Source organism: Rufibacter sp. XAAS-G3-1 (assembly GCF_013623775.1).
GTDB lineage: Bacteria > Bacteroidota > Bacteroidia > Cytophagales > Hymenobacteraceae > Nibribacter.
Window position 1 is genome coordinate 118,647 of the sequence record NZ_JABFAM010000008.1, and the last position, 14,260, is coordinate 132,906.

The following is a 14,260-nucleotide window of genomic DNA, read 5'->3' on the forward strand; positions in this document are numbered from 1 at the left end:
TTGAAAGCGACTTGGTGATGACGCTACGCAAACGTGCTGGTAGTTCCCGGCGAGTCTGGAGACTTGCTTCATCCTGTATCACGAGGCCTTAGTCTCTCGCCAGTTTACTCTACACCTGTGAGGTCTTCAAGACTGCACAGGTTTGCACGTTTTGGGCCCGTTTTCCGCAAAACAGCCTCAAAACAGGTGAATGGGGTTTATGCCTGGCGGATTACTTGTTTCATTGATTAATCTAAGCCATGAAGGTTTCCTGCATCATCCCACTGAACGGAGCAGATAAAAAGCCCACTAGAGCCGTGAAACAATCTTCTTTCTCTCTATTCATGTGCTTGACTGAATTTCCCTCTTCACCGGATACAACAGGATAGTTCCATGCATAGGTTATGGTAGTTTCAGGCAGAGATAATCCTGACAAATACCATTTTGCCAGCTATCTAAAGTAGAACATGCAATGGAATATTTATGGACAGACGCAGATTCTTGAAACTAAGCACTATCTCCCCTTTGCTATTTTCCTGTGCCGGACAACTGGTGTATGCGGGTAGCGGGCATGTCATAGGGGATGATACGGTCTCTGATTTCAGTAAAAGGCTGAAACCTATGGGACGGATACTGGAGACCCAGGGATATTACGTGTGGGGCACCAGTCCTATCATAGGGCCAGATGGGAAAGTGCACGTATTCTACTCCCGGTGGAAGGCAGACAAAGGGATGGGCGGCTGGATAAACCGATCTGAAATTGCCCATGCCGTTGCGGCCACCCCTGAATCACCTTTTGAGTACGTATCTACCGTATTTGCGCCAAGGGGACAAGGATTCTGGGATGGTACCACTTGCCATAATCCGCACATCCAGTTTGTAGATGGCCAATACTGCCTTTTCTACATGGGCAACTCCAATGGAAAGACCGATACCAAACGAATAGGCCTGGCAATTGCCGATTCACCTTATGGGCCATGGAAAAGGCCAGACCAGCCACTGCTAGGGGCGGGAGAACCCGGTGCCTGGGATAATCACTGCACTACCAATCCTGCTTTCCTGAAACATTCCAGCGGCAAGTACTGGCTCTATTATAAATCCTGGAACACGTATGAGTACGCGAACTACACAGATCCTAAAATAAGGGGCAACCGCAAGTATGGGTTAGCCACCTCAGATTCCTTGCAGGGCCCTTACCAGCGGTATAAAGGCAATCCTATCATTGATTACTCTAGCAAAGGGAACAACATACAAGCCGAAGACGGCCACGTATGGTACGAAGGCGGTAAGTATAAAATGCTGATGCGCGACATGGGCATTTTCAATCACCAATACGGGCTGTACGTAGAGTCCAAAAACGGAGTTAACTGGGGTGAGCCTAAAATTGCCTACTACAACACAGATCATTACTTTGCCCAACCTCCGGCCCCCAAGCATCTGTCCAAATATGGTAGGTTTGAGAGACCGCAGCTCCTGTTCCAGAATGGCCGGCCAACGCACTTGTTTCTGGCCTCCCAAGGCGGAAAGTACATGACGTCAAGCCCTTTTATTTTTCAGATTTCCCCTGAAAGTAACACGCCAAAGAATAAAAGCTAAGCGCTTGTTTAAAATTGAGGTTTGCCTGCGAAAATGACCAGAGAAGGGTTCTGCGGAAGGGTTTTTAGAGCAGCGCAGCAGTCTACAGGGCTAGAAAAGGCGAACGCAGATTCTTTTTATGGCCGTTTGCAGCGCAAAGATGAAATTCAAACAAGCCCTAATGACAACATTCTGCTCATAAGCTTAAACCCACTTCTGAAATGAAAACGGGGAAGTCCACTAAAAGTAATGATAAACGAAAAAAGCACTCGCTTGCCTCAGACGCGTATGAGCAATCCGCGGCCGCTGGCTGTGTTATAGGTTGGCCCTGTTTGGGGCCTGTTTTTCCAAAAACAGGCCCCAAACAGGGCCTGCAAGTCTTTGTGCTGTTTGAAAGGAAAGTCATCCGTAATGTTCTGCCTAGCGGCCAGAGGTCGTGAGTAGCCCATACACGTCCGAGAAGCGAGCGAGTGAAATCATCACTTTTTAAGGACTACCGAAAACTGTACCGTTCAGGTGCAGTTTTTTTGCTTCATTTTCAAAATATAGCCTATAAACGGAAATATTCAGCTACTTAACAGGATACGGCAGGATAATATCTGCCCCTGTACTTTTTATGTTTAGGTCTGTGATAAAGTAGTTGGTCTCGGCTGGAAGAGAAGACTGAAAGCACAAAGGGGGAATTCATTAGTACAATAAGTATTGCCCCTGTTTTGAGCATAATTTCCTGAAAACGGCTTAAAAACGGAGGTTCCTGTTAGAGGGCTTGGGTTGTGAAGTAATAAACAGCAAAGAGGCTGGCTTGTGTAGCGCAGTAGAGATTTAGCCTGGCGCAATGGGGTACAACATCAAACCTAAAGTAAATAGTAGTACATGAAGACACCGTTTATCAAGGTCATTTGGGCCAGCACCACAAAATTTGCCTTTGTAGCAGCCGTTACGGCAGGCCTTTTTAGTTGCAGCGCCTCAGATAATACGACTGGTACCAGCAACAGTTCTGGAAAAATAGACCGCAAAGCCTTGGTCACGCGGCACAATGTAGCGCTTACCCGGCCAGATACGTTGGCCTCCCTTTCGGTAGGGAACGGTGATTTTGCCTATACCGTAGATGTGTCTGGATTACAGAGCTTTCCGGAATTCTATGACAGAGGGGTGTCCTTGGGTACTCAGTCTCAGTGGGGCTGGCATGTGATCCCTACTAACCAGAACTACACCATCCAAGACGTAGCCCGCTATGATACCGCCGCCAACGGGAAAGTGATTCCGTTTCCGGTGCAGCACAAAGGAACCGGCCGAAAAGTGGATGCCATGAACTGGCTCCGGACGAACCCGCACCGTTTGCATCTGGGCGTGGTAGGGTTGGTTTTATTAAAAGAGAACGGCCAGCAGGTGCAGATACAAGACCTACAGCAGGTTCAGCAAAAGCTGGATCTCTGGTCAGGCAAAATAGAAAGCAAGTATGTGGTAGAAGGGGTGCCGGTAACCGTAGAGTTGTTCGGGCATCAGGAACAGGACGGCATCTCTGCCCGTGTTACGTCACCACTCATCACCAAAGGCAGGCTGAAAGTATCCTTGAAGTTCCCTTACGGAGCCACTTGCCATGTCTGCCCGGGGTACGACTGGCAGAACCAGGACAAGCACACCACTACACTCGCCCGTTCTGAGGCGAACCCCAACCAGGTACAATTAGCGCGAAAGTTGGACTCTACCGTTTATTACACCAGTGTGCAATGGAACGAAGACGGCCAATTCAGCGAGAAACAGAAACATCAGTTTGAACTGGTGCCCTCGGCTAAAGAAGGAAGCTTGGAGTTCAGCGTGCTGTTCACGCAACGGCAGGCGAAAGATGTTCCTGACTTCAAAGAAACGCAGGCCAGCAGCGAAGAAGAGTGGAAAAAGTTTTGGATGGAAGGCGGGGTTATTGATTTCTCCGGTTCCACCGACCCTAGGGCAAAAGAACTGGAGCGCCGCGTCGTGCTGTCACAGTACCTGACCAAAATCCAGTGCACCGGAGACCTTCCGCCGCAAGAGACTGGCCTCACTTTCAACAGTTGGTACGGCAAACCTCACTTAGAAATGCACTGGTGGCACGGCGTACACTTTGCTCTTTGGAACCGTTTAAGACTGCTGGAGAAAAGCTTGCCTTGGTATACCAAAGTGATAGACAAAGCGAGGGCTACGGCCAAGTGGCAAGGCTACGATGGCGTAAGATGGCAAAAGATGACCGACCCGAACGGAAACGAAAGCCCGTCCAGCGTAGGGCCTTACTTGGTGTGGCAGCAACCGCACATCATCTATTTCGCAGAATTGGTGTATCGTCAAAATCCTACCAAAGAGACGCTGGAGAAATACCAGAACCTGGTATTTGAGACGGCAAAGTTTATGGCCTCTTTCCCTACGTACAGCGAGAAAGATAAAAAGTACCACTTAGCATCGCCTATCATTCCGGCGCAGGAACTGTTCCCGGCCAAAGAAACCAATGATCCGCCGTTTGAGCTGGCCTACTGGTATTATGGATTGACCACGGCGCAGGAGTGGCGCAAGCGCATGGGCTTGCCAGCCGATAAGAAGTGGCAAGACGTGATTGATAAACTGGCGCCGTTGGCTATCAAAGATGGTTTATACCTGCCAAGTGCCACGCATCCGCAGGCTTACACCAATGACTTTTACCGTCGTGACCACCCGGCGGTGGTGGGAGCCTACGGTTACCTGCCCCTCAGCAACAAGGTTGACACTACCATCATGCAGAACACCTATAATGAGATTCTGAAGAAGTGGCAATGGGATACTACCTGGGGCTGGGATTATCCGCTAATGGCCATGAGTGCCGCCCGCCTTAATTCGCCTGAAAAAGCGGTAGATGCGTTGTTCATGGATGCCCAAAAGAACACCTACCTGCCCAACGGCCATAATTACCAGGATGAGCGCCTGCGCATTTACCTGCCGGGCAACGGTGGGCTGCTCACCGCGGTAGCCATGATGGCCGCCGGATGGGATGGGGCACCAAACCGACCTACACCGGGCTTCCCTACTAATGGCAAGTGGAAAGTGAGGTGGGAAGGCTTGCATAAAATGCCTTAGTGGGATGGTCTCCTGCTCTTAGGTGGCTAAGCAAGCTCAAGGCAGAATCACTATTTGATTTAGATAACCAGGTATTCATTAATGGTGAATTTTAGAAGAATGCGGAAACAGAGTCTACTAGGGCTTTTGCTAGCGCTGCTGATGATGATAACAACATCCAGCATACCTCCTGCAAACAAGATTCCTGCCTCGCTCAAGTGGTCTGAACGGATGGCGTTGTCCATCAAGAAAAACAACCCGGAGCCTTGGATGATTGAGTTCTCACAGAAGCCGGTTTGGAGTTATCCGCAAGGCTTGGTGCTGCATTCCATGGAAAAAATCTGGCGGCAAAACCCGAAACAGAACCAACAATACCTGGACTACATCAAAGCCTACGCAGACCTGATGATCGATGAGAAAGGAAACATCAAAACCTATGATGTCTATACCTTCAACCTTGACATGATGAACTCGGGTAAGATCCTTTTTAACCTGTACGAGCAGACCAAAGACGAAAAGTATAAGAAAGCGATTGTCACGCTGCGGAACCAGTTGCAGTGGCAGCCCCGCACCACCCAGGGCGGCTACTGGCACAAACTGCGCTATCCGTGGCAAATGTGGCTGGACGGGGCGTACATGAGTGCTCCTTTTCTGGCCCAGTACGGCAAAACTTTCCATGACAACCAAGCCTTTGAGATAGTAGCCAATCAGTTGATTTTACTGGAACAGCACACGCGTGATCCTAAAACGGGCTTGCTCTACCATGGCTGGGATGAAAGTAAACTGCAACCTTGGGCCAACAAGCAAACCGGCACCTCACCTAACTTTTGGGGTCGCGCAATAGGTTGGTACGCCATGGCTTTGGTAGATGTGTTGGATTACTTTCCGCAGGATCATTCCAAACGAAGCGGCATTATAGGCATTCTGCAACGCCTGGCTCCGGCCCTGCAAAAATACCAGGATGCGGAAAAAGGACTCTGGTACCAGGTGGTAGACCAAGGCCAGCGGAAAGGTAATTACTTGGAGGCCTCGGCCTCCAGCATGTTTGTGTACGCTTTGGCGAAAGGAGCCAACAAAGGGTACTTAGACAAGTGTTTTAAAAAAGTAGCCGAAAAAGGCTACCAAGGTATCATAGACCACCTGATACAAGTGAAACCGGACGGTGAAGTAAACCTGACGCAGGTGTGCGCGGTGGCTGGCTTAAGTTCCGACCGGGATGGTTCTTATGAGTACTATGTGAACGAAAAGATCAGAATAGATGACCCCAAAGGAACAGGCCCCTTTATCTTGGCAAGTCTGGAGTTAAACAAGTAACCCACACCCGTATGCGACTACCTTTTATAAAGCTTCAATCACTTCAACTATTTTTCGCGCTGGTGGCGTTCGCCTGCCTGGCTACCGGTTGTGCGAGTAAAACCGCCCAGAAAGAAGCCGAACAAGACCCCTGGAAGGAAATGGAAAAACTGAGAAAGCAGATCAAAGCCCCAACGTTCCCTAACCGTGACTTCCTGATCACTAATTACGGAGCCGTGGAAGGCGGAAAAGTGAAGAGCACCGAGGCTTTCCGGAAAGCCATTGAAGCCTGCAACAAAAGCGGCGGCGGACGGGTGATCGTACCCACCGGTACTTTTCTGACCGGGGCCATCCACCTGAAAAGTAACGTGAACCTGCACCTACAGGACAACGCCACCATCCTGTTCAGCCGTGACACCCTCGACTATCTGCCCGTGGTGTTCACCCGCTGGGAAGGGATGGAACTGATGAATTATTCACCCTTCATCTATGCCTACGAGCAGGAAAACATTGCCATTACCGGGAACGGAACGCTAGACGGAAACGCCAACAATGAGTACTGGTGGCCTTGGTGCGGGGCAAAGAAATATGGCTGGGTAGAAGGTACCCCCAAGCAGACACCTGACCGCAACCTGCTTCATGAGCAGAACCGTCAGCAACTAGACCCAACCAAGAGAATCTATGGGCCCGGTCATCGTTTGCGCCCCCAGTTTGTGCAGCCGTACAAGTGCAAGAACGTGCTCATCAGCGGGGTGAAACTCATCAATTCACCTATGTGGAACCTGCATCCGGTATTGTGCGAGAACGTGACCATTGAGAACGTGAAAGTGGTCACGCTAGGGCCTAACAACGATGGCTGCGACCCAGAGTCCTGCAAAAATGTACTCATCAAAAACTGCTACTTTGATACCGGTGACGACTGCATCGCGATCAAATCTGGCCGTAACGAAGATGGCCGTAGAATTGGTAAACCCTCCGAAAACATCATCATTGACGGTTGCGAGATGAAAGAAGGACACGGAGGGGTAGTGATAGGAAGCGAGATCTCGGGCGGAGCCCGCAACATTTACGCCGTCAACTGCACCATGGACAGCCCTAATTTAGACCGAGTGTTGCGCATTAAGACCAGTTCGCAACGGGGTGGTATCATAGAGAATATCTTCATGAAGGATGTGAAAGTAGGCACCTACAAAGAAGCCGCCGTGAAATGCAACATGTTCTATGAAGAGCCAGGCAACCACATGCCCGCCATCCGGAATGTGTTGGTGGAAAACCTGTACGTGGAAAACGGCGGCAAATATGCCGTGATGGTGAAAGCCTACGAAGAGTCACCGGTAGAGAATCTAAGATTGGTGAACTGTGTCATCAACGGGGTTGACGAGCCACTCAATGTAGACCATGTGAAAGGCATGAAGCTGATCAACACCAAGATCAACGGCAAAGGCTACAACTCGCAAAACGTGACGGCGGCAAATAAAGGACACTAAACAGCAAAGGCACCAGCCTTCTAACCAAACCACTTTATGAAAAAGCATTGTTTTCTGAAAAACAGCCTCAAAACGGTAGGCCGTACGGCGTTCATTGCCTCCGCTCTTTTCTTTGCCAATGAACTGGCGGCCCAGCAACTAGCTTTTCCGGGAGCCGAAGGGTTTGGCCGTTTCGCTACCGGAGGTAGGGGAGGGGAAGTGTACCATGTGACCAACTTGAATGACAGCGGCCCAGGCTCTTTCAGAGATGCGGTAAGCAAGCCCAACAGAACCGTGGTGTTTGATGTAGGCGGTATTATTAAAATTGCCAGCCGGGTGATTGTTTCGCCTAACGTCACCATTGCCGGACAGACGGCTCCTGGTGATGGCATCACCATTTACGGCAACGGTTTGTCTTACACAGATGCCAACAATACCATCACCCGCTACATTAGAGTTAGAATGGGGAAAATAGGCGAAAAAGGGAAAGATGCCGTTGCTATCGCCAAGGGGCACGACCTTATGTTCGATCATGTTTCCATCTCCTGGGGCAAAGACGGCACGCTGGATATTAACGGAGATGTAAGCAATTTTACTTTGCAGAACTCCATTGTGGGACAAGGCTTGCATACGCACTCCACCGGAGGGCTGCACCAGTCTACCGGCGGCGTGTCCATTCTGCGCAGCCTGTACATTGACAACCATACCCGTAACCCGAAGGTGAAAGGCATCAACCAGTTCGTAAACAATGTGATTTACAATTGGGAAGCAGGAGCCTACATTCTGGGAGGTTCGGCCGGACGCTCCGATGCCAATATTGAGAACAACTATTTCATCGCTGGCCCCGGCACGAAAACCAATCCGCCTTTCTCCAGAGCAACCGAGACGTTCCACCTGTACGCCCAGCACAATATGTACGATGGCAATGTGAACGGTAAATTAGATGGCGCAGCAGTTCCAAAAGAAGAGTATGGCCCAGTAACCTGGAAGCAGGAACCGTTCAATTTCCCGAAGGTGACCACCTTGACGCCCCAGAAGGCCTATGAACTCATTTTGGCTGATGCCGGTGCCTCCCTGCGCCGCGATGAAGTAGATGCCTTCCTGATTGACGAGCTGAAATCATTAGGTACCAAAGGCAAAACCATCAGTGATGAAATGACCCTCCCCACCGCAGGCCCAGGCAACGTCAAAGGCGGGCCTGCTCCTAGAGATACTGACTTAGACGGTATGCCAGATGCTTGGGAAAAGAAAAACAAGCTGAACCCCAAGGATGCAAAAGATGGGAAAACGATCAACAAAGATGGTTACTCCAACCTGGAGATCTATCTGAACAGCTTGGTAAACGGCGGAGTCGCCTAAAGCAACGGCCCAAAGGAAGTAGAAACTTGCTTGTCAGTACATGAGCAGACACCTGTTTTATGGAAGCTCAACACCCTCGTTGCTGTGCCTGTTTATGCCGTGTTTTTAAGAAAACAGCATCAAAATGAAAGTTTGCCGGATTCCCTTTTTACTCTTATTCCTTGTCTTGCCAGCCCTGAGCTATGCTCAGAACGGCGTAGGGAAACTCACCTCCAAGCCAGAGCAGAAACAGAATGTATTTACCTTCTCCACTGAGCAGGCCAAGGTGCAACTGGAGTTCTGTACGCCCGAGATGGTGCGCATCCGCACCAGTTGGGACGGTGCTTTTGAGCCGGATGAAGAGTACATGGTGGTGCAGCATATCTGGGGGCCGGTGAAGGTTGAGTTAAAGAAGAAATGGGGCAACTATATCCTGAGTACCGATCAATTACAGGTGCGGGTAAACAAAGAACCCCTGACCATTGAAATTGCCAATAAAGCCGGCGACATCCTTTCCACGGAAACCTTTGGCCAAAATGGAGGCGCTTATAAAAACGGTAAAGTAGTAGGAACCCGGAAAAAACTGATGCCTGATGAACACTTCTTCGGCTTTGGCGAACGGATGGATTTCACTGACCAACTCGGCAAAGAAGTAAACCTGAATGTGGGCAGAGGCGCACAGAAGCCGCACATCATTGGGGCCTACAACATCATGGAGGCTAACTATGCCCCCGTGCCTTTCTTCATGAGTACCCGCGGCTATGGTATTTTTCTGCATAACCCGTACGCCACCCGCTGGGACATGGGCAACTCCGCCTCAGATTCTTATGCTTTTGAAGCCCAAAACGGGGAACTGGATTACTACTTCATCTATGGCCCCGGCTTTCCAGCCATCCTTGGGCAGTATACTACTTTAACGGGCAAATCGCCTCTGCTGCCTCGTTTTGCGCATGGCCTGCATGTGGGTACGTATAGCGGTGGTACCTGGGGCCATACAGAGCATTCGTCCACCGAGTACGTGGTGGAACTGGTGCGCAAATACAGAGAAATGGGTATCCCCATTGATATACTGCATTTAGATTCTACCTGGAGGCTGTTCGGGAAAAGTGGCGGGAACGGAGCTACTTCCTATGAGTGGCGCGAGACCATGAAGAATCCCCAAGGTATGTTTGACCGGTTATATGCCATGAACTTAAACATGGTGGGCCTTCATATTAGGAGCCGCTATGACAACGGTACCTCCCTCAACCTGCTAGACCAGGCGCGGGAAAAAAGAATGGTGTATCCAGAAGAAGCGAACAAGGGCGGCTTTGTCAATTTCTTTGATGACAAAGCCGTAGACTGGTGGTGGGACAACGCCGTGATGAAAATAGCTTCCATAGGAGCTAAATTCCTGAAAACAGACGAAGGCAGTGGTTTCGGCAGAGTTCCCAGTGAGAGTAATAAGCTTGGGGCAACCAGCCCAGAAGCCCAGAAGCTGCACAACATCTTCCCTATTGCCTATGCTAAGGCGCCATACGAGAAATTCAGCAAGTACAACAACATGCGCGGCATGAACCACACCCGTGAGGGGTACGCCGGTATTCAGCGTTATCCGTTTATCTGGGCCGGGGACTGGCCTAGTGAGTGGCAGTACTTCGGGCCGGTTATCAAGGCCGGGTTAAATATGGGGCTCTCGGGCGTAAGTTACTGGACCCACAACATGGGTGGATTTGAGCACAAGGCAGATCCGGAGCTTTACATCCGGTGGGTGCAATTTGGGATGTTTAGCCCGGTGGCGCACGTGTTCGGAATGGATCACCCTGGGTACAAAGAGCCCTGGAATTACGGGGAAGAGGCTTTGGCTAACTTCACCAAGTACGACAAGTTACGCTATCGCTTGATTCCCTACATCTACAGCAGTGCTTTCCAAACCTACAAGACGGGCGTACCCATGATGCGGGCCTTGGTTCTGGAAAACCAAAAAGACGTGAATACCTACAATGTAGAGGATCAATATATGTTTGGGGACAACATGATGGTGTGTCCGGTTACTACCAAAGCAGCGCAGACGCGCGTTGTGTATTTGCCAAATGGGCAGTGGGTAGACTATTGGACGGGGAAAACCTATGCAGGTAAAAAGCACTACAATATTGTAGCGCCGCTGGATCAATTGCCACTTTTTGTAAAGGCTGGAGCTATTATTCCAATGCAGGAAGAAGTACAGTTTGATGACAAAAAACCGTGGGGGGACATTACCTTGGATATTTATCCTTCTGGTAAGTCATCCTATGAGCTATTTGAAGATGATGGCCTGAGCGAGAAGTATAAAGAAGGTAATTACAGTACTACTGCTATTACTTCCAATGTGTCTGGAGGGAACACAACTATCACCATTGGGGCAGCTAAAGGCAGTTATGCTGTGCCACCACGCAATTACTTGATTAAAGTGCGTCAGGAGAAGGCCCCGGTTACTGTACAAATTGGCGATCAAAAGCTAAGCCCTGCCAACGCTGAGCAATTTGCAAAAGCAACCTCAAACGCCTGGTACTATGACCAGGAAGCAAAAGTGCTGTGGGCTAAAGGCGCAAAGACGGCAGGTGAAACTATTGAGTTTTCCATTTCTCAATGATCTTTAAACCTGATGATCCCACTACTTCCATGATTTGAATTAGGCGTTTCTTACTTAGCTATAGCTTACAAGTAAGCTATAGCTAAGTAAGTATCCCATGGCTTTCTCAGGTAAGATGATGCGCATCATGTTACCTGAGAAAGCCATCTGTTTTTACAGACAACAGTGCATGAAGGCTATTCCCATGGTTACTGCTGGCTTTCTTCCTCATTTTGGCGCGATTTCCAAAATGCGGCTTGAAAACATAATTCATCATCTTTCAAGAAAGAAATCTGACAGATCTTGCTATTCGTTTTTGATTGCCACTTACTGCCGCTAGAACCTTCTCGTCGTTTTACGCTTGGTTTCCTAAAAGCAAGCTTAAAACGAATTACGAAATACCTCCGGTGGTGTAATCAGCCAGATTGTACCCATTGGTCAGGACTTTTAGCGGGTTCTGCTCTGATTTTATGTTTGTACATCTAACCTTATACGGCCTAACCACTATTCTGTAGAACATAAGTAGTGAGATGTTAAAGTTGAGGTCTGTAAGTTAGGTATTATCAAGGCGTTTGCGCGCAGAGATTCCTTTGCTACCAGCTAAATGACCTTAGCTCTACCTTGTAGATTGTGCAACTTTTGCGCAAAATAGGCCTAAAATGTTTTCCTGCAGATTTTAGGGTTTTCTCAACTTTCTGTCCCCAATAGCCCAATATCTTGTTCAAATGATAACAGTTTCATGTTTAAGTGATGATGTTAAGAATCTGTGTTATCGGCTCAGAAATCCACTTTTTTAGTTTTTATAAGTATGTACATGAAAATATCGGGTAAAAACCATTGAAGAATATTCATTTTGATGGTGGTTTATGTGTTAAATATTTATTAAATTTCAATTCAAAGGCAATCAATTAGAGAATCTACAATAATGGGATTGCTCCCAATCATATTTGACGAGGTTCATTAATTCAGTAGTTCTGTGCAATCGATAGCGCAGGCTGCCGGAAGTCCTCTGATTGGTTGTTTTATGAGTTAGATCAAATAAAGTGCAAGTACTAGTTCTCTGGATGAATCAGGACTTGCAGTTTGTGAAAGGCCTCTGGGATTTTCCAGTTGTGATGCTTTAGACTAGTTTTTCAAATATTTACCCCCCCTATTTAGATTAAACTTATGGAACTTCTTGACAGAATCGATTCTACATCCGCCATCCCAAAGTACTTGCAGGTAGTAAATGCGGTTATTGAAGACATAGAGGCCGGAATCCTGAAACGTGGTGAACGTGTCCCATCCATAAATGAAACTAGTGAAATGTATTACCTATCTCGGGATACCATAGAGAAAGCATACAGAGTATTGCGCAAAAAAGGGGTGATTAGCTCCGTGAAAGGGAAAGGCTGCTACATCAGCAATAGCTTTGCGGTAGATAAGGTGCGTGTGCTGTTGCTCTTCAATAAATTGAGCGCCTATAAAAAAGCCATCTACTATTCTCTGCTCAAAACCTTAGGCGAAGAAGCAGTGGTGGACTTGCATATTCACCATTATGACGGCAAAATCTGCAGTACTTTAATCCAGGAGAATATTGGTAAGTATGACTACTATGTCATCATGCCCCATATCTCTACCAACATGGACTCTTTTACCCAGGCCTTAGACAAAATCCCAGAAGACAAGCTCATCCTTTTAGATAAGAATATTGATACGTACAAAGGTAACTGCGGCGCGGTGTTCCAGGATTTTGAGCGTGATATCAGAAGAGCATTACATTCTGGCGAAGACTTAATGAGTAAGTATAAGCGGTTTGTTTTGGTGTATCCCAGAGAGATCTCTTATCCTATAGAAATAGTAAAGGGCTTCCGTCAATTCTGCCGGGAGATGTCCATTGACCATACCGTCATAGGTGGCATCCACCAAGAGCCGCTGGTTGCAGGAACCGCCTACCTGGTCTTAGAAGAGTCTGACCTTGCGAACCTTATCATCGAAACGCGGGCTAAAGGATTGGAACTAGGAAAAGACATCGGGCTGATCTCTTACAATGACACACCTCTGAAGAAGATTTTGGATGATGGCATTACAGTGGTGTCTACAGATCATGAGCTAATGGGTGAAACCGCTGGTTATATGATCAAACATAAACTAAGAGAAAGAGTCCATAATCCATTTACACTCGTTCGTAGAAACTCGTTATAGACAAGATGGGTAGGGCTTCTCTCACGTTCATATAACAAAAAGCAGCTTGGATAAAAATAATCTGGATCACTCCTGACTGTTTTTATCCAAGCTGCTTTTTGTTTAAAGAGTGGTAGGTTTATTAACGTGAACTGGAGAATTGAAAGTGGCTTTAGGGCTAGTAACTGTTGTCCATTTACCCTAATGGCACCTCTTCAACGCAGATCCTCCCGTTGAAGGGAGCGGAGAGGGATGTTTACGCCTGCCGATCCACGATTGCTGGCTGTGTTTTGTCTCTCTTATGCAAAGGCATTGGTTGTAATAAGTTCTGGAATGCGAGCCCTCTTTGTGGACACCCCTCTCCTGCGCTCGCTGCTACAAACTCTCGTTTGGGCAATCCTCAAGGGGAGAATCTGCTCTTAACACGGCAATGCGGATGGGTAGTGAGTCTAATAATTCCCGAGTTTACGTTATATTATTTTCTTTTTGCAAAGAGATTGAGTCTGCCAAATGCCTCTCAGGGACAAATTTTAAACATGCTATAAAGCCCATTGAAGTCTTCTTCCCTATAGAGCAGGATAGAGCAGGATAGAAAGGTTAGAGTAAGGTTATAGCTTTGGTAAAAGGAATGAGGTGTGAGCAGAAATTTTTAAATCTCTGCAGTAAAAATGCACCTCCTTTTACAAATGCTACCTATTTATAATTGTTTTATAAATAGGTAGCAGGTTTTTTCTCTACCATAGAAGCTGTTTAGAGTTTTATGCCTGTTTTTAGAAAAATAGCCTAAAAACGATGG

Annotated in this window: 7 protein-coding genes; all 7 read left to right on the forward strand. The window is 47.9% G+C overall.

Annotated elements, in window-relative coordinates; genetic code table 11:
• Positions 1-504: 504 nt before the first annotated feature.
• The 7 genes from HHO50_RS10805 (at position 505) to HHO50_RS10835 (ending at position 13,485) form a co-directional block, all read left to right on the forward strand.
• On the forward strand, positions 505-1,575 hold the full coding sequence (locus HHO50_RS10805) for a glycoside hydrolase family protein (protein ID WP_219921513.1): 1,071 nt from the start codon (positions 505-507) through the stop codon (positions 1,573-1,575).
• Between the two features lie 852 nt (positions 1,576-2,427).
• Complete coding sequence (locus HHO50_RS10810; RefSeq protein WP_219921514.1) at positions 2,428-4,635, forward strand: hypothetical protein; 2,208 nt, start codon at positions 2,428-2,430, stop codon at positions 4,633-4,635.
• Positions 4,636-4,776: 141 nt separating this feature from the next.
• Positions 4,777-5,928: a glycoside hydrolase family 105 protein gene (locus tag HHO50_RS10815; RefSeq protein WP_255478692.1), complete on the forward strand. Its 1,152-nt coding sequence runs from the start codon at positions 4,777-4,779 to the stop codon at positions 5,926-5,928.
• Between the two features lie 11 nt (positions 5,929-5,939).
• The gene (locus tag HHO50_RS10820) at positions 5,940-7,394 is read left to right on the forward strand and encodes a glycoside hydrolase family 28 protein (RefSeq protein WP_181306036.1); all 1,455 of its coding nucleotides are present in this window, start codon (positions 5,940-5,942) and stop codon (positions 7,392-7,394) included.
• Between the two features lie 36 nt (positions 7,395-7,430).
• A complete protein-coding gene (locus HHO50_RS10825; protein WP_255478693.1) occupies positions 7,431-8,732 on the forward strand; it encodes a polysaccharide lyase family 1 protein in 1,302 nt (433 codons plus the stop codon).
• Between the two features lie 166 nt (positions 8,733-8,898).
• Positions 8,899-11,322, forward strand: coding sequence for a glycoside hydrolase family 31 protein (locus tag HHO50_RS10830; protein WP_255478694.1), 2,424 nt, complete (start codon positions 8,899-8,901; stop codon positions 11,320-11,322).
• 1,146 nt (positions 11,323-12,468) lie between these two features.
• On the forward strand, positions 12,469-13,485 hold the full coding sequence (locus HHO50_RS10835) for a GntR family transcriptional regulator (RefSeq protein ID WP_181306038.1): 1,017 nt from the start codon (positions 12,469-12,471) through the stop codon (positions 13,483-13,485).
• The last annotated feature ends 775 nt before the right edge of the window (positions 13,486-14,260 follow it).